An 18,330-nucleotide genomic window follows, 5' to 3' on the forward strand; every position below is an offset into this window, starting at 1 on the left:
GAACGGACGAAGATCGCGGCTTTTGGCTTTGGAGTCTGGAGTCTGGAGTCTGGAGTCTGGTTGTTATAGGTTGGGAGGTAAGGTCAACCAAGAGGGGTATGACCGCTCGGGAACCTGGCTCCTGCCGATCGACACCGCCGTCCATGGCGGTGACGCTCTCGCTATCATACCCCCCTTGGCTGCCCCTCAAACCATATCACCGCTGCAAGAAGCCCGAGCTTCGTTGTAGCTCCACAAAATAATCGTACGCTGAGTGCCGGAAGCGAACGTTGCTAAAATTTCGATGCATTGACACTGAAAGTGACGCTCTCGCTATCATACCCCCCTTGGCTGCCCCTCAAACCATATCATCGCTGCGAGAAGATCGAGCTTCGATGTGGGATTCCAGATGACATTCTGCAAAATAAGCGTACGCTGTGTGCCAGAAGCGAACGTTGCTAAAATTTCGATGCATTGACATTGAAAAATTCTCTCAGCAGTCAAAATGATAAATGGCGAGCGATGTTGATACGGGTGAACTGTTGTTCAGTAATGGTGGTGCCCCACTGATCACCTTCCCATTCTTTCGACAATTCAAATCCAAATGATTCGTACAATCTTCTTGCCGCGGTAAGTTTATTAAACGTCCATAATTGTACCGTTGAGAACTTTTGTTCTTCGCAAAATATTATCGCCTTTTCAATGAGCTTTCTGCCCAGTCCGCTACCGCGACAACCATCATCAAGGATGAACCATCGCAGATGCGCCTCATTGTTCCCCAAATCCTCACCGTCAATAGCCACTGAGCCAACTACGCGCCCGTTTACCATCGCCAGCCAAATCTGATTACAAGGCTTATCCAGGCGGGCCGAAAAATCTGCAAGGCCTACAGCAACCTTAGCCTCAAAAAAGTGGCCGAAATTATGCTCTCTGGCGTAATAACCTCCATGCATTTCAGTAATGCGGCCAATCATACCTGGATGGTATCCCGTGACTATTTGGAAGTTGCTTTGTATTTTCTCTTCGGTGTTTTCGCGACAGGCTTTCAGCGCCCTGGAATATGAAGAAAGACCCTGTGATACAGCCGCCTGACTAAACAGGTCGAGCTTTGCCAATGCTGCTGCTACTCGTTGGTCAGCGTAAGCATTTATGTTGTGAACAGTATCTTTGCCCTTACTGGTGAGGCTTAGTAGCTTAGTCCTTGCATCATCAGCAGAAATATTTTCTTCAAGTTCTCCTGCCTCAACTAGCTTTGCGAGCATACGGCTCACGCTTGACTTCTCAAGCCCCAAAATATGCACTAGTTGAGCAGCTGTCACTGCCCCATGGGCTTCAACTTCAAGCAATGAGTGAACTGCTGAGGGAGGATAATCAGTTGCGGCCAGATTTTGGTTCATGAAACCCAGCTCCCGCACCATTAAACGTGATGCAGCACGTATGTTTTTTATGTTCTGAAGCTCTGAAATCATCAGGATTGCCCTTTGAAGATGGTTGCACAATACAACCATCTCTGGCTGAAGCTTGTCAAGGCCGTACTTAATGTCGCAAACAACGTGAAGCCCGCTCACCATCGATTAACAAGGTCTACCTCAATGTCTTCATTGTTGAAAGCGTGGTCAAGGTTAGTCGAACATTCTGGCGATATCATGCAGGAAATAACATTCAGAGCCGCCTGCGGAAAACTATTATCCTTAAGGCGGCATTTCCGTAATCGTGAGTACCGGGTTGCACCCAGCGTCCCTCAATCAATGGGGTGAGCGCGCTGGTTGCTGAAGTGATGATATCTGCCTGTCGCACGGCTGAATCGAGGGCACTGGCAAGGCTCACCTCCCTGCCTGTCTCTTGAAGCGACGTGATGAGCGGCTCTAGTTTCTGTGGTGAACGGTTCCACAAAATGATTTTTTCCAGGGCCGGTTGATGTGCAGATAGGCGTGTGCAAGTGCCTGTGCTATTGGCCCTGCCCCGATAACCAGCAGGACTTTACTGTCCTCTCTGCTGAGAAATTTCGCTGCCAGTGCAGAATCTGCCGCCGTTTTGGGGATGCTGAACCGGCGTCCAGCTTCAATACGCGGCAGTTTTTCTTCAAAGTGGAGGCGAAGTACCTCAAGGAGCCATGTCCGGTGTTTCACGCGATAGTGTCCATTAAAAAATGATAGTTACCTGACGATGCCTAAATGCGACAGACCCCTTGAGCGAGGCCGTCTTCATGATGACAACTGGGAGCCTTGCTGACGGCTGTTGCCCCATTTATTAAACACAATTTGCGACATATTCCTCTCATTCTCATTAAGGAAAATGTATATACACCAGTCAGACAAAAAGTCAGCAACCATGTAATCGTAGTTTTTAATTTGCTGAATTAGTCTCCTCAACATCAATATCGCTTGCATTAGCTACTGCCGATACCGGTGTCATTGGTATGATTCTCACGGTGTTATTTATTAAGTCAAACTCAATCATATATAGCTTCTCACCAGAACCCGCTAAATTTCCAACGTCCTTAGGTATATGAGGATTAATATGGTATACCATTGCATCCGCCTCTTTACCCCGTTCAACCCGGCAATGCAGCAGTCTCACTTTTTTATATCCCTTTTCCTTTGCTATCTCCAGCGCTTGGCTGGTTAGCCCATGGGAAGCATCCTTGTCTAAAAATAGAAAGTCTGTTTTCTCTGCAGGAGTAAATGACTGATTACTCGGAATATTCAGCCCCTCCTTAATGTCTGCATGATTTGCACTATCTTGAGCCACGCGGTTTTTCTCCGTAAAGCGAACAAAATCGCTTTCAACATAATTTCCTGTTCCTTTATCAGGATTAAATGGCAGGTTTATATAATTAATAATGCTTCCTTTTTTGTCAGTCCCGGTTGCTAACACTCTTTTTTCATCATCCGAAACCTTTGGTTTTTTCCCTGGACCCAGTATTATATCTCTTATGTCACTCAGTGGGACCGACTCGGTTTTTTGAGGATCTCTATAAGAAGAAATAGTAAATTTCTTATGATCAACGGTAGAAAAAGGCATTATTTCATTATGCATAAAACTTCTCTCCCCGGGTAGGGAGGCAGCAGAACCATGGGGCGTAACAAACTCTATCTTAATGCCCTCTGGTACTGCTGTCGTGGGTTTGGAAGAAAAATATTTCCCGTGGTTAAATAACGTTAAAGTATCTGCCTTATCATCAAGGGGATAAACAAGCCGCCAAGGGCCATTGCTATCAACCTGATAATTAAAATTGGTCAGATCGTACGGCGATGGCTGAGGTGTTCCCGCTTTCCACTGAGAAGGTACATAGGGCTGCGGTACAACAGCAGGTTGTATACTAGGGCTAGGGATACGGGTAGGGGTAGGCGTAGGGGTAGGGGATAAGGTTGTTATCCCTGCATTCCTTTCTGTAACGGAATCTGTTAACTCCTTATGACGAGCCTGATTAATCACACCATTTTTTAACTGTTCATCAATAACACGTTTCGCATGATTAGATGCTTTATTCAGATCAGTAGCCTCTTTAAGAAGAGATTTGGCAGAGCCCCCCTCTTTAAGCTCATTCGCAATTTTCCGCGCAGATTTCACTGCTGCAGTAAATTCACCACGCGATTTTGCAGCAATTCTAACCAGGGCGTTAAGATCACTCACACCAAATGTGGAAAGCAATATTGTGCCAACAAACACGTCAGTATAAGCATCAAGATATTTGTCACCTCTATCGGCGCTTCTCATCTGCTCTGCACTTAACGCAATTTCTGCTGCTTCTGCCGCTAAACCTGTAGCTAAAGCCGCAGCAGCAACCGGTCCTGTTGCCACCACGGTAACTACACCTGCGATAGCGGTGACGGCGAGTAATAGTTGTTTAGCATGCCCAATCATTCGTTCTTTATCTCTCTCCCGAGGGTTATAAGTATAGTAGTCAAAATCGGCAAGCAATCTTCTCATAGCTCTATCAAAAAGCTTTTCCAAAACTTCGTCTTTGTGAGAAATATTAGACCCCCTCCAATCAAAAAGGTCCATATCCACCTTGTCCTTCCTTTGCTATATTCTTCTCTTTCATAATCATATCTTGATATGTGTTCATTGATAAAAGTTTCCACATTCGATCCAACTCTCATCACTGCATTAGAAGTTCTTATAATTCGGTAAGTACCTTTTTCTAAGGAGATTAACAGGGTTCTATGTGGACCTCTTAATGCCACCACTCCGGGAATTTGATATTTGGTTGAAGAAAATATTCCGTGCTTACGGACACTGACTGTTTCCAGATTAATGACTCCATCGATATACTTATTAATTGTATCTATGACTTCATTATTTTGATTATATTTTAATATTTCTATTAAAACACCAGCGAGCACTTTATCATAGGCACTTTTGACTGATGTTTTAAATTCAGGTGAGCTTTCAAGCTTCTCAACTCCATCTCTTAACTCTTGATCAATATCTTTGGTTATTCCATCCAGGTTGCTCTTATTTACCCCATTAATACCAGAAATATCTTCAACAGAAAAATCAGACATTATCCCACGACTTTCATCACGATAAATATTACCTAAAAGGATATCCCTTAAGGTGTAAAACTTGCTGGTAGACGTTATCTCTGGCACCGTTCTGTCGCCTGATGCCACGGCTACTGTGGTTTTAAATTCAACACTATGGTTTTTATCTAAATCACTTTTTGATATTCTGATTTCTTTTTTCCATACTACTTTTAATATAGCATCATCTAAATGCTCCTGAGCTTTAATATCACTATTGGTGGCTTTATTGTCGATAACGTCCTGTTCCTCTGATGATTCGCCTTCTGTAACTCCATCTTTGAGTGACTCACCTGTATTAGTATAATAATTGAATTGCTGATAATATGCACCATCACTGTCAAATTTACCCCTTGGCATTATTGCATTGGCTCCAGGCCCATGCCAACTATCGTTGGCAGACAAATATTGGTAGTAACTATCCATAATCTCTTTTCTTAGCGAGAGAACATCAAGATTATTTTTTAATTTGGTAGAAAGCGCCATTGCTAAATTAGTGGCGCTTGAAATATTCCAATATAATGCGTTAATAAAAGAATACTCTTCCTTTTGTTCCTCAGTCATGACAGGATAAATTTCATTTAGTATTTTGAGTAAATCATCCTCAGAAGCACTGGCTGATGGGCTTTCATTACTGCTTGCAAGATCCGGATATTTATAAAGCATAAAGCGAATGGCGTTTATTTTAGCATAATTTAACACAGAAGCATTGCTTCTTGCTGGCGGATTAATATAGCTATCGCTCTTAAATTTAGTGGATTCATGGATTAATCCCTTAATTTCTTTGATCTCAACGATGTTTTCAATGGGTTCTGGTCGGATTTTTATACTCTCCAACCCTTGAAAAATTCTATTTTTTTCATCCCTCACATCTCCTGGAGATAAATTGATAATTTGTCTTAACTCATCACGAGGGATCGCATAAAATAGATTGGATTCACTGCCGCTAAAATGTGATTTTGTTTTTTCTGCACCCCCCTCCATCAGTGTTAATAGCTGGTGCTTTTGTATTTTCTGTTTATTTGTATCGTAAAATGACGCGGGGGCGAGTGAATATTTCACAACGTAATTTTCATTATCTACCCAGATAATGTTTCCGGGCCCCTCCCTCGGCGTAATAACCCCGTTATTAAGCTCCCCAACACGAATATGGCTGGCTCGGGAATTAATTGATTCAGCGTGTTCTTTATATGTATTGGCATTTGTGGGGGGAATACCTATCCACTCAACGACATCATCTGTTCTTCTGTCTTCTACCCATAATACCAATCTCTCATCTGATCCAGTGATCGTGGGCAGATTCAGTACGGGTGGGGTCTCTGACCAGGTTTCCTCGTCAGGAACCTGCCAAGGCCTGTTATTTAAGGGTGGATGAATTGCAGCGCTTCCATATCTGATGATTGCCACTTTTACCGTCTCACCATACCTTGTCCAGATAGTATTATTACCGTTAGGTTGTGGAAGAATTCTCCGTGACGAGTCAGTGATGTCCGTTTCCCCTACCCTGACAAATTTCATATGCTCGTTAATTATTAAAGCAACATAGCCCGGCCACATTTCTTTACTAAGATGCTCCCTGGGGATAGAGAAATTCATATATTCTAACAGGTTACCCTCTTTATGGACACTCACCACGATTTTTTCACCAAAAGTCAGATCTCTTGTCGTATGCGTATGAGTGGAAAGATTTTGCCCTGATGATTTCCAGCGTGCCCGATCCTGGATGTGCTCTCTGGGCCTATTATTTTCGTCATAGACATCCTGTTCTGGTCCATCCACTTCACTGATCTTAAATTGGCCATATTTTTGTCGAAAGTGCTCTGACTGGAATAACTGCTGCAATTGTGGGTAAGACTTCGGAATGCTGGTTGCATCAAACTTCCAAGTATCCATGTTGGTTGGTTTGGAAATAACCACCATACTATATTTAGCATCTAAATACTTCGGTTTAGTAAGATACTCATCAAGCATTACGGCTTCCCATGTCTTATTAGCGTCATATACCACGACGAGTAAATCGTTGATGCTTTTAACTTCATCGTCATCCGCGGTGCTAGCAACAATCATAGTGTTAATAAATTGTTCTTTCTTTTCATCTATGGATTTATCATCCTCATTGATAAGGTACTGATTCAGCGCTGCGTAGTCTGACATATCTCCCTTTGCAAGGTTGCTGTTGGCAACCGGGCTTTCAGCACCGACAAATTGAAAGTTAGCACTGGAAACTGAACTGCCTGTTTCAGTAACAAAAAAATTTTTATATTTACTGCCAGTAATCCCAGAGCCGATACCAGGATTAGCTGAGTCGTAGTTTGTGAGATGGTGAATAGCAATGCGTTTACCTTTAGGTTGCATCCGCATATCTCTTTCTATCTGCCTGAGTATATTAGCATGCCATACCAATGGATCACTTGCATGATTTCCACGGTCTTGCGGATAATATGTTTTTTCAAATAAAATGTTCCCGTTATTATCTTTCAGATCGAAACGCAGCCCTTTGCTTGGAGGAAATTTGGCATCAGCTCTTACATCACGAAACATCCCCACAATCCGGTTATCATTCTGAAAATTAGCCGGCCAGCCTTTGAATTCTCTGACCCAGGAAAAATATTCTTCTCCAGACACCATGCGGTCATAAATGAAATGATTTTCTGCCAGGTAGATACCTAAATCTCTTCTGGCAGCAGTACTGAGACTACTCCGGTCTATCCAACTGTTTCGGTCATTCTGGCTTTTTCTGGTCAGCCATGCCACAAAAGTAGTGCGGTCATAGCCTTTCGGGAATGCTGTCATACTCCCCCAGGTACTCTCCTGAGAGGGTGGTGCAGTTCGTGTTGTCTGAGTAGTGCTACCACGAGTAGTGCTACCACGATTATTGAGACCACTACCAGGACCAACCCCAATATTTAGCAGCCCGTCAGCCTCCCCTTCCCCTGCGGCCAACTGCGTGCCCATGATCGTGTCACTCAGCCAAATCGCGTGGGTAAAGGCGCTCTCCTGCTCCTGCTCGAGCCCCAGCAGCAGACACAGCAGATTGATAACGCGCGACAGCAGGCTGTTGCCCTGTGCATCAATACTGCGGAGAAACGCGATAAACTCCAGGTTACCTGAGTACAGCCCAGCGACAAACTCTTCCAGCTCTGTCCCCTCCGCAGGTGCATTCCCGTTCATATCGATACCAAGGAAATACCGCGTATCGCCATCATTGCCACCCATGCGGATATAAGCATCCCGCGCTTTCATGCGCAACTGCTCAAGCGCTCGCACATGCTGACCCAACGGGCTATCCGGTTTTTCCCGGCCGGCAACCAGCTGATGAGCGGATAACGCATGGGCAATTTCATGCATCAGTTCCTTATCCGACGCACCCGAGCCCAGGGTGATGGTGCCGGTTGCGCGATCATAATAGCTACCAGGCTGTGACGAGCGACGCATGCGAATAGACCGGCTGCCGGGTAATGCCTGCAGTTTTTTCGCCAGCGTGGCCAGCTCGGGGTCATCGCCGTCGGAAATCCGTGACAGCTCATTATTCGTATTCGCATCCAAATCGGTGAGACTCTCCTGCGACAGCTTCCCTAACAGACGCTGTATCCCTAGCCGGGTCTCTTCTCTTTCAGCCTCACTCTGTATTTCCCTGTACTTAAGCGCCACCGCGCGGATACTCTCGAAGCCTAGCTCAACCGGCAGTTCGCTGGCCAGGCGCCTGACGGCATCTTTCGTCTCTCCCTGATAAACCTCGTACAGCAGAAACGCAATCCCTACCGCGCTCTGTACCGGCTTCACTGCACCGAGTGCCGTTTTCGCTGCGGCCTGGGCAAACGCGTTTCTCCCGTACTGACGCGCTTCCAGTTTCGCACTGCCCTCTCCCAGCCGCACCGCCTGCGCCCCTTTGTGGCTCATATACGCGACCCGGGCACCGGTTAACAGTGAGCGAATCAGAATGCGCATGGGCAGCGTCGCCAGTGACGGCACCAGCGTCGCGCTGCCGAAAATAGCCTGGAGACCCTGACGTATCAGGCCGCGGATAGCTGAATGTTGCAGCGCCTCTGTCATCGTTTTCTGATTACCCAGCATCTCCGCCATCGTGGTCGGGTAGATTATCGCGCCAGCGGCCGCGTTAGCCATCTCTGTCTGGATGCGTTGCAGCAAGACCTCGCCCCCGGCGTCATGCTGCTTCGCCAGTATTGGCAGGAAAGGTTTTATCAGCGTGACAAACGCCGCATCGTACTGTTTTCCCGCATCTGCCTGTTCCGTCGACGCGATGTTTTCCAGCCATCCCTTCCTGCGTTCCTGGTGCCAGGCCGCAATCCCCTTCGCCAGCATGCCACTGCGTGAGAAGCTGCCCGGCTCCCGACCAGTCCACTCCGATACCCTCATGTTCAGCAGGCTCCGAAGCTCCTTTGTTTGAAATAAAAGCGGGGCGAGCCTTGTTGATAAGTCGGTGTATTCCACTCTGGTTTTAGTCAGATAGTCCGGCGTGCTTGCTATCTCCTCTTCTGCTCTGGTAATGAAGCGGATATATCCTTTCAGCTCGCTAAAAATGTCATTCAGCAGCCCGGCAGACCTCAGGTTTGCCCCATCGATACCCAGCACCTCCGCAAGAAGCCGCTGTAAAGCGTCGCTATCCTCCTGATGCAAGAGTATCCTTTTTTGCTTAATAAATGCTTCAAGGTCTGCTCTCTGCTGTACTATCGTTTCCTGCCAGACATCCCGCTGCCGCGCTAATTCGCTGTCCAGCACCGACGTTTTCCCTTGTTTCAGCAGCGCTTCCAGCGCTGCCCGGTAGCGTAATGCTGCGCTTAAGGGCTCTGCCGCCAACTGAACCCGCTGAATATTTGCCCCTGTCTGCTGAAGTAAGTTTTTAACGATAACGACAGCCTGTAACACAGCCGATTTTTCTGCAGTGGTCAGCGTGTGCATGCCCAGGCTGTTCTTCAGCAGGTCTCTTGTTTCAGCAAAACCGGCTGTCTCAACCCGAAATAGCCGCCTGACAGGCGCCATAATCGGCTGAAAAAAACGGGTTACACTGACTGGGACCTGCCTGCCGAGGAGATAAAAGGATACACTGGCCTGTTTAGCAACGCTTTTTTCCGGAACATCATTAAGTGTGTGCGCTGTCGGGGCGGCACTGTTAACAACCGATTTCAGGGCGCTGACCAGCGCGAACATCTTTTCACCGCTACCGGCAATACGATCGATAAAACGCATATCCTCATCAGGCACGGCGGCATAACGCCCACTCTGCTGCAGCACTGAGGCAGCATTAACCGTCAGTCTGATCCCCTGCAATAGCAAGGCCAGCTGACCCGACATTGACGCCACTGACATACCGGACTCGTTATCCGCTGTGTCAGCCAGCCCCCCTTCCGGCTCGAATAAAAAATCCTCCAGCGCGTGGGCTACGTTATTATCTATCCGATCTGTGGCTGTGCTGGATGACACCAAGCCTTTTTCCCGCCTCTGCCTCTCTTTCCACGTTGCCGCATGAGTCAGGTTGTTCATCTTCATATTCGCCAGCGTGTTGCCGTCCAGCGTGGCACGTGTCTCCTGAATCAGCCGTTCACTCAGGCCGAATTTACCGTAAGAGACCGGTAGCAGCTGTGCGATCAGGGTGCCACGGGCGCGTGTTTCGACCTCACTCCATGGACTCAGGTCTGTCTGCTGTGCCTGGTACAGCAACGCAAATGTTCGGGCAAGGTAGCCGCTCAGGCGAGAAGCCAGCAGGTTTGTCTGTTGTGTTATCTTATTGTGCCTGTCGTTCAGCCTCTGTTGCTGGCTGTTTTTATCAAACAGGATTTTTTGCGGACTGTTATTTTCGTTATAATGCCTCTGACGGAAATGAATGAAACCTTCAATAAAAACACCAAAATAATTAAAGGCACTGCTTTTATCTTTATAGTTTTCCAGGGAAGCAAGACTGTTTATTATAGTTTCTGGTAGTGCACTCCCTTTTTCCGTCAAATGTTTAATTGAGGTCTAGATCTCTCCTTGCAGGTGTTTAAGTGCCTCCGTCCTGATGTAAGTCTTGTTTTCTCCCGACAGAGAAAACTCATAAAATTCAGGCATCTGCCCTTCTATCCCTGCGAGTATATGCCTGCCCATCACAGCATCAACAGGGCCATTAATTATGGGTGTAGATGAAGATGAAGACATATTTACATGACCTTCATTCAGACTATTATCTTTAATATTCTCTTCTGAAATGTCACCCTTTATCCGCTTGCCAACGTCGTGTTCAGACATAAGTTCCCCTATAATATTCTGGTCATTCAACCACGAAACTGCACTTGCGAAGAGACATATGACGTCATGGAACAGTTAAAATAAGCCTATATTTTCAGTCGATAATGCGGACTGCACTCTTGGCGAGTGCCAGAAATGGGAAGGTGCATACAGTAAAGGTATGCTACTGAAGTAAAGCCACTGTCAGGTAAGCTGTCAAGGGTACTGTTGCATTAACGTTGGCAAGTCAGCAAAGTTGATGATTTGGCCCGCTCAAACCCACCTGGGACAGAATCCTTTTCGATTAAGACTCAATATTTCGCCCCTTCACATACTGCCAGAATCGTTCCGCCGTGAGATTTAAACGTGCGCCGGAGCGATAAACATACGCCGAAATCTTCAGCGAAAGGCTGTAATCCATGACCGCCAGCCTCCTCTCTTCCAGCTCACTCTGAATCGAGTAATTAGGCAGCCAGCCCACAGCATCGCCTTTCAGTATCATTCTTTTCAGCAATTCGCTCATGGAGGAGACAAAGGTGAGCATAAATGTGGTGTTCGGAATGCGGTCAATGACCTGGTTGACCTGACGCCCCATATAGCTATCGTTGGCATATTTGACCAGCGGCAGCCTCTCGCCATTTATTGAGTAGATGGGCTTGCCGCGCTGATCGCAGGGTGAGACCAGGTGCAAAGCAGAGTCGAAGATTTTATGGTGAATAAACGGATAATTCATCAGTTCTTCATTATAAAAGGACAGGATAAAATCACTTTTCCCCTCCTTGAGATTAAACACGGCATCATTGACGTTAATCGATTCAACAAAGAACACCTTATCCGGGCTGTCGCGGTAATCCGCTAAGATATCAGGCAGCAGCAGGACGGAAAGTGAAGGCGCGGCATCAATGCGGATGCTTTGCTTCAGCTTATCCTCTCCCTTGATGCGGCTGATTTGGAAGTCCAGATCGTCGATCATATTTCTGGCATAGCCGACAAATATCCTGCCCTGCGGCGTCAATTGCGGAGGATTCACTTCACGATTGAAGACGCTAAAACCCAGGTTAGATTCCAGTGCCTGAATCCTTCTGCTGAACGAGGACTGCGAAATATTCCGTTTTTCTGCCGCCAGCGTAAAGCTACGACACTCTTCCAGAGCAATCACATCATAAAACCACTTCACTTCAAGATTACTTAGCATTTCTTTGCTCCGATTACAGCCCCCATTTCTATGCAATTTTTACATGACAAATGATTTATATGCAATTTCTGCATCAAAAAGCCAGTGCTAATATCCGCTTATCAATCGGGTCGGTGACTGCCGCCTCGCCATACATGCAATGATTCAAGGTATTCTATGAGCGCAATTACATCTGTCATGCAACATCTCTCCAGCCTTGGCATCAACGATGTCAGCGAGATCGTTTACAACCCGAGTTATGAATTGCTCTTCGAACATGAAACCGCAGCCAACCTTGAAGGCCCAGCGCGCGGTTTCCTGACCACTTCTGGTGCGGTGACCGTTGATACCGGCGAGTTCACTGGCCGTTCTCCGCGTGATAAGTACATCGTTCGCGACGATGTGACCCGAGATACCCTGTGGTGGTCCGATGCAGGCCAGGGTCGCAACGATAACAAACCGATGTCCGTTGAGGTATGGGCGCAGCTGAAAACGCTGGTTGCCGATCACCTTTCGGAAAAAGCGCTTTATATCGTTGATGCCTGGTGTGGCGCGAGTGCTGATACCCGCCTGGCGGTACGTTTTGTCACTGAGGTGGCGTGGCAGGCGCACTTTGTCAAAAATATGTTCATCGCACCGACGGCCGATGAGCTGGCAAACTTTACCCCTGACTTCACCGTCATTAACGGCGCAGGTTGCGTGAATCCGCAGTGGCAGGAACAAGGGTTAAACTCAGAGACTTTTGTTGCCTTCAACCTGACGGAAAATATTCAGCTGATCGGCGGTACCTGGTACGGTGGCGAGATGAAAAAAGGGATGTTCTCAGTGATGAACTACCTGCTGCCACTGAAGGGTATCGCTTCAATGCACTGCTCGGCAAACCGCGGTGAACAAGGTGACGTGGCGCTGTTCTTCGGCCTCTCCGGCACCGGTAAAACCACCCTGTCGACCGATCCACGTCGTCAGCTGATTGGTGATGATGAACACGGTTGGGATGCAGACGGCGTATTTAACTTTGAAGGCGGCTGCTATGCGAAAACCATTAATCTGAAAGCAGAGTCCGAACCGGAAATTTATGGCGCAATCCGCCGTAACGCGCTGCTGGAAAACGTCGTGGTCAGAGAAGATGGCAGCGTAGATTATGCCGATGGCAGCAAAACTGAGAACACTCGTGTCTCCTACCCACTGTCACATATCGAGAATATCGTGCTGCCGGTTTCTCGCGCCGGGGCCCCTTCTCGCATCATCTTCCTCGCGGCAGATGGCTTCGGGGTGCTCCCACCGGTTTCTCGCTTGACGCCAGAACAGATGCAGTATCACTTCCTGTCTGGTTTTACCTCGAAACTGGCTGGCACCGAGCGCGGCATTACAGCGCCGACGCCAACGTTCTCTGCCTGCTATGGCGCAGCGTTCCTGATGCTGCACCCAACGCAGTATGCCGATGTGCTGCAGGAGAAAGTCGCTCAGAGCGGCGCTGAAGTGTGGTTGGTGAATACGGGCTGGAATGGCAAAGGTCAGCGCCTGTCACTGAAGGATACGCGTCAGATCGTCAATGCCATCCTCGAAGGGGAAACCGGTGCGTTGCGCGAGGAAACCTTGCCGATATTTGGCCTCGCTATTCCGCAGGAAATTGCTGGCGTGAACGTGAATACCCTTGATCCACGTAACGGCTGGGAAACCCCGGCACAGTGGCACGAAGCTGCCGAGAAACTGGCGCAGCTGTTTATCAATAACTTCCAACAGTACAGCGGTAACGAAGCCGGTGCGCGCATTGCTCAGGCAGGCCCGAAGTTAGGGCAGTAAGCCTGAACCAGAGTGTGAAACGGTGACGCGCTGTTGCCGAAAATAACGCGCTGATATCTGACAGATCTGACGCTGCCCTGCGCATAAACGCCGGGCAGCGTTTTTTTATTTTTATCGTCGATCACACCCATGCCGCTTTTCCACCTCATCCCGGAAAATGAGAAACAAGCGCACCCAATTATTCAGTGCTAAAACGTTGCCGATGCTGGCCAGGTGTCACGCCCACAATTTTGCGGAAGATCTTGCGGAAGGCAGAAGCGTCGGTGTATCCCACTTCCCACGCGATCACATCGACAGGACGAGCTGTAAGCTCCAGTGCGTCCCGCGCTTTCATTATCCTGACCTGTTGCAAGTAATCCGTCGGCCTCAATCCCGTCGCTTTCTGGAAATGACGGAGAAAAGTCCGGGGTGACAAGGACACCCGTTCAGCCATCGTTTCAATGCTGTGCTGCTCGGAATAGCAGGCATGCAAGTGGTGCTGGACAAGCAAAATCTTGCTGTCGCCATGTTCAAAATTAGGGATAAATACGGCATAGGGACTTTGTTCACGTCTGGGAGGATCGACCAGCAAAAAGCGGGCAGTGGCAAGCATTGTGCTGGTTCCTGATATTTTCTCTATCAACGTTAGCCCCAGGTCTATCCAGGCAAGAATGCCACCGGCGGTAATAATATCGCCATCGTCAATAACCATTTTTTCAGCTACAACGTCTATCTCTGGAAAACGATCGGCTAATGTTTGCGCAAAGGCCCAATGCGTTGTTGCCCGGCGGCGATTAATTAACCCGGTTTCGGCCAGAACAAATGCGCCTGCACAAACGGAACACAGCGTGACACCTTGGTTATAAAGCGTACTCATCCAGTCAGCAGGCACCTTCATGGAGGTCATCAGCGCTGGCATCACCAGACTTGGCGGCACAATCAGATAACTTATCCGGTGGGATTCATCTGGATGGCTATCCCAGACACATTCCACCGTATCGCCCTCTTCATTTACCTGCCAGTGTGAAACGCGGATCGCCAGTTTGCGATCCTCTCCAGAAATGCTCATAGCCCAGTCAGCGGCGATCCTGAACATGTCGGTCAGCCCGTACACTGCGGCGAGTTGGCAGTCCCGGTAAATCAACAGGCCAATCTCGGCGACTATCGTACTTTTTGCAGAATTCATATTTGTCACTTTTAACACTTATAATGTCATATATGACAAGTGTATCTGCTCAGGTATTGCCTGACAATATGTTCCACAGGCCATCACTACGATGACCTGAAAAATTGTAAAGGAGCGCATATGTCAGGCGCAGCAATTGAGAAGTTCAATATTTCAAGGCGTGAACTGTTAATTCTTGGCAGCACACTATCGGCAAGTATTGGGCTTTCTCACTCCTCCCTCGCCCAGGGGATAACATTATTATCATTACCTTCAGGAGATATCCCTATGAGTAACGGCATCATTACGACCAAAGATGGCACCCGGATTTTTTACAAAGACTGGGGCCCAAAGAGTGCACAACCTGTCGTGTTTCACCATGGCTGGCCGTTAAGTGCTGACGACTGGGACAATCAGATGCTGTTCTTCTTATCTGAAGGTTATCGCGTTATCGCCCATGACCGTCGTGGTCACGGACGTTCCGATCAAACCGATACCGGTAACGATATGACGACTTATGCGGCAGACGTGGCTGAACTCGCCAGGACGCTGAATCTGAAGGACGCCATTCACATTGGCCACTCTACTGGCGGTGGCGAAGTGGCACGTTATGTCGCTCATGCTGAGAAAGGCAGGGTCGCTAAGGCTGTTTTGATGGGTGCTGTCCCCCCAATCATGCTTAAAACCCCCGCCAATCCGCAGGGCTTGCCGTTATCAGTATTTGACGGTTTCCGTTCTGCTCTGGCAACTAATCGCGCACAATTTTATATCGACGTGCCAGCAGGTCCCTTTTATGGCTTCAACCGTCCTGGCGCGAATGTCATCCAGGGCTTGATAAACAACTGGTGGCGTCAGGGAATGGCTGGCGGTGCTAAAGCGCAGTACGACTGTATCGCTGCCTTCTCAGAAACTGACTTTACTGAAGACCTGAAAGCCATCACCGTGCCGGTGTTGGTGATGCATGGTGAAGATGACCAGATAGTGCCAATCGATGACTCCGCGCATAAATCAGTCAAATTGTTGAAGCATGGCACCCTGAAAACCTATCCGGGTCTGCCGCATGGAATGTTCGCGACCCATCCTGAAAAAATTAACCCTGATTTGCTGGCTTTCGCCAGGAGTTAAAGGATACCAAAAGCGCCATCTGCGACTGGAACGCACCGACGAAGGTCTGCACCACCCCCCACATAAAGGCGGAGATGGTGGGGAGTAGAGTAAAGCTTCCGCCGCATGGATGCGGCGGCAGAGCCTCCAGGGTGGGATTCACGGCGTCTTTACGGCACTCCCCGCCATCTGCGACTGGAACGCACGGATACAGACCGCACCAAGGTAGCCAGCGTCGTTGCAAGGTTGCCACCTATCACATACATCTGATTGCCAAAACGGACAAATAGGGTTTTCAGTATCAGTACTTCTTAATCTGGTATGCATACCCTAATACGGTGCCCATCGGGATCTAGCGCTACAAACGTTTTGCCAAAAACAGCCTGTTTGGGTTCCTGTTCTATTTGCACTCCGTTTCTTGTCCAACGCTGATAAAGGGCATCAACGGCCTGAACATCTTTAACCATAAAACTTAACTCCGTTCGATTGCCCTCACCGCAGGATATAAAGTCAGCCGCCGTTGTTGACCACAATCCGAGATTCAGGCCGTTATCGAATGTAAAAGCCGCCCATGTTGGAAGCATCACACATGGTTCGATATCGAACAGATTTTGATAAAATTTGCTGCTGACAATTGTGTTATCTACATAAAGAATAATCAGGTTAGGTATCATGAGCATCTATCCTTAAATACAATGAAATGTCACTATTGCAGGGAGCATTGACAGAACATGTCAGCATCAGGACCGAAACGTGCAGAACGCCTCTTAAATCTTCTGCAGATTTTTTATCAGCATCGCTATCCGGTAAGTGGACAGAGACTGGCTGAAGAACTTTCTGTCAGCCTTCGCACGATTTACCGTGATATTGGCGCACTGCGCGCTCAGGGAGCCGACATTCAGGGGGAAGCCGGTACGGGATTTATTCTTTCCCGGAGCCATCACTTACCGCCAGTGATGTTTACACCTGAGCAACTCGATGCACTTGCGCTTGGTTTACGCTGGGTAGCCACACATGGTGATGGAGAAATTGCAAAAGCGGCATCTGAGGTCACAGGTAAGGTCCGCCAGAATCTCCCACCACAGCTACAGTCACTTTTTGATGAATCTACGCTGCTAGTCGGTAAGAGGCAGAATAACGTTAATAACGTTGAAAACCTGAACTCACTCCGAAACGCCATCAGGCAGAGACGTAAAATTCGCGTAGCTTATAGAGATATGATGGGTAATGTGAGTGAAAGGACAATATGGCCTTTTGCTTTAGGTTACTTCTCCAGCAATATTATTCTTGCGGCATGGTGTGAGAAACGTAATAGTTTCCGTCATTTCGATCTAACTCGATTAACATTTATCCAGATTTTGCAGGATACATACCCGCATTCCCGGAATATATTACTTCGTATGTGGCGTAGCGCGGGCTTGGATAACCAGGAGCCTGTTCACGACTAAACCAAATGTATTAAAAAGATCCTGCCATGCTGAAAGTGGCAGAATCCTTATTCAGATGTAAAATCGCGGTGCTCAACAGGTACGCACAAATGTCTTATTCTATCTGTTTTACATCAGGATAACGCGCTGTTGCAGCTTCATGGAAAATATCGCCCAGCCAGCCCGGGAGCTCATCCTCTGACATCTCGTCCGGAATAGCGATGTCGTAAATCCGGGAAAATTTTCGTTCCGTTAGGTCTGCACGGAATACCAACCAGCGTTCACCCTCACGTTTTACCCCAATATGTCGTCCAAATACGTTGTAGATCAGCATTATTGGTGCCCTCTCAGGAATTGAGTAACTGGAATGTTATGGTAGATCGGGTTGCTGCTCTGCCCAGTGCCTCATCTCTTCTGAGATAAACCAGTTAACAAGATCCCCGTAAATTTTTTGTATAAGGTCTGCGCTTAGCCCCTGCTCTTCAGCCCAAACCCCGCGTTGTTTGAGCATAGCGTCGAATCTGGACTGCGCTTTGACTTGATCAGGTGATTTCTTGAATTGCGATGCGGCTTTAACAAATGCATATCGCTCACCAAATAGTGCGATCACCTCACGGTCTATACGATCAATTTCAGCTCTAATCTCTGTCATGTCAGTACATTGATTGGCTCTTTCTTCGTTGTTATTCATGAACCATGAAATCCCCATTGAAATGTGTCGTTTCAGTCTCGTTAAGGTAACACAGAGGCTTTTATCATTGTGTGTGCGAGAGAGCCTTAAGATTGCTCAGTGGAGTCGCTGAAGGTATTCATCATATTAGCCAACTAAACATTTGCTTGTCTGAAACGCACGAAAAATGGTCTGCACATCACTCACATAAAGGCGGGGATGGTGGGGAGTAGAGTAAAGCTTCCGCTGCATGGATGCAGCGGCAGAGCCTCCAGGGA

14 protein-coding genes and 1 pseudogene are annotated in these 18,330 nt (G+C 47.8%); 3 read left to right on the forward strand and 12 right to left on the reverse strand.

The window, feature by feature from the left end:
* Positions 1-479 precede the first annotated feature (479 nt).
* From B880_RS0104435 to B880_RS0104460, 8 genes and pseudogenes are all read right to left on the reverse strand, one after another.
* Positions 480-1,448: a bifunctional helix-turn-helix transcriptional regulator/GNAT family N-acetyltransferase gene (locus tag B880_RS0104435; RefSeq protein WP_026042420.1), complete on the reverse strand. Its 969-nt coding sequence runs from the start codon at positions 1,446-1,448 to the stop codon at positions 480-482.
* A 193-nt stretch (positions 1,449-1,641) separates the two neighbouring features.
* On the reverse strand, positions 1,642-1,887 hold the full coding sequence (locus tag B880_RS27295) for a hypothetical protein (RefSeq protein WP_083482066.1): 246 nt from the start codon (positions 1,885-1,887) through the stop codon (positions 1,642-1,644).
* A complete protein-coding gene (locus B880_RS27300; protein WP_443146812.1) occupies positions 1,845-2,021 on the reverse strand; it encodes a hypothetical protein in 177 nt (58 codons plus the stop codon). The genes B880_RS27295 and B880_RS27300 overlap by 43 nt, the downstream gene beginning before the upstream one ends.
* Positions 1,998-2,108 (reverse strand): annotated as a pseudogene (locus B880_RS27030) (IS66-like element accessory protein TnpA); the annotation flags it as partial. The gene B880_RS27300 and the pseudogene B880_RS27030, both read right to left, overlap by 24 nt.
* Before the next feature lie 217 nt (positions 2,109-2,325).
* Positions 2,326-3,987 (reverse strand): putative adhesin, encoded by a 1,662-nt coding sequence (locus tag B880_RS0104445; protein ID WP_017346172.1) that lies wholly within the window; start codon positions 3,985-3,987, stop codon positions 2,326-2,328.
* Positions 3,909-10,469, reverse strand: coding sequence for a hypothetical protein (locus tag B880_RS0104450; RefSeq protein WP_017346173.1), 6,561 nt, complete (start codon positions 10,467-10,469; stop codon positions 3,909-3,911). Before B880_RS0104450 ends, B880_RS0104445 begins: the two co-directional genes overlap by 79 nt.
* Before the next feature lie 15 nt (positions 10,470-10,484).
* Positions 10,485-10,751: a hypothetical protein gene (locus tag B880_RS0104455; RefSeq protein WP_017346174.1), complete on the reverse strand. Its 267-nt coding sequence runs from the start codon at positions 10,749-10,751 to the stop codon at positions 10,485-10,487.
* A 283-nt stretch (positions 10,752-11,034) separates the two neighbouring features.
* Positions 11,035-11,925, reverse strand: coding sequence for a LysR substrate-binding domain-containing protein (locus B880_RS0104460; RefSeq protein WP_017346175.1), 891 nt, complete (start codon positions 11,923-11,925; stop codon positions 11,035-11,037).
* A gap of 156 nt (positions 11,926-12,081) precedes the next feature.
* Here B880_RS0104460 and pckA point away from each other — a divergent pair, with 156 nt between their 5' ends.
* On the forward strand, positions 12,082-13,707 hold the full coding sequence (gene pckA / locus B880_RS0104465) for a phosphoenolpyruvate carboxykinase (ATP) (RefSeq protein WP_017346176.1): 1,626 nt from the start codon (positions 12,082-12,084) through the stop codon (positions 13,705-13,707).
* A gap of 178 nt (positions 13,708-13,885) precedes the next feature.
* Here pckA and B880_RS0104475 read toward each other — a convergent pair whose 3' ends face one another.
* Positions 13,886-14,872 (reverse strand): GlxA family transcriptional regulator, encoded by a 987-nt coding sequence (locus tag B880_RS0104475; RefSeq protein ID WP_017346178.1) that lies wholly within the window; start codon positions 14,870-14,872, stop codon positions 13,886-13,888.
* Between the two features lie 267 nt (positions 14,873-15,139).
* On the opposite strand from B880_RS0104475, the gene B880_RS0104480 reads away from it, so the two are divergent.
* Complete coding sequence (locus B880_RS0104480; RefSeq protein WP_017346179.1) at positions 15,140-15,976, forward strand: alpha/beta fold hydrolase; 837 nt, start codon at positions 15,140-15,142, stop codon at positions 15,974-15,976.
* Positions 15,977-16,266: 290 nt separating this feature from the next.
* Here the strand turns inward: B880_RS0104480 and B880_RS0104485 are convergent, their stop codons facing one another.
* Positions 16,267-16,629: a VOC family protein gene (locus tag B880_RS0104485; protein WP_017346180.1), complete on the reverse strand. Its 363-nt coding sequence runs from the start codon at positions 16,627-16,629 to the stop codon at positions 16,267-16,269.
* A gap of 57 nt (positions 16,630-16,686) precedes the next feature.
* Here B880_RS0104485 and B880_RS0104490 point away from each other — a divergent pair, with 57 nt between their 5' ends.
* Positions 16,687-17,403 carry a helix-turn-helix transcriptional regulator gene (locus B880_RS0104490; protein WP_017346181.1) on the forward strand — a complete coding sequence of 239 codons (717 nt, stop codon included), beginning with the start codon at positions 16,687-16,689 and terminating at the stop codon, positions 17,401-17,403.
* 94 nt (positions 17,404-17,497) lie between these two features.
* On the opposite strand, the gene B880_RS0104495 is transcribed toward B880_RS0104490, so the two are convergent.
* Positions 17,498-17,716 carry a DUF7661 family protein gene (locus tag B880_RS0104495; RefSeq protein ID WP_017346182.1) on the reverse strand — a complete coding sequence of 73 codons (219 nt, stop codon included), beginning with the start codon at positions 17,714-17,716 and terminating at the stop codon, positions 17,498-17,500.
* Between the two features lie 36 nt (positions 17,717-17,752).
* Positions 17,753-18,073 carry a chorismate mutase gene (locus tag B880_RS0104500; RefSeq protein WP_026042421.1) on the reverse strand — a complete coding sequence of 107 codons (321 nt, stop codon included), beginning with the start codon at positions 18,071-18,073 and terminating at the stop codon, positions 17,753-17,755.
* Between the last annotated feature and the right edge of the window lie 257 nt (positions 18,074-18,330).

This window comes from Pantoea sp. A4, assembly GCF_000295955.2.
In the GTDB taxonomy this organism is placed as follows: domain Bacteria; phylum Pseudomonadota; class Gammaproteobacteria; order Enterobacterales; family Enterobacteriaceae; genus Pantoea; species Pantoea multigeneris.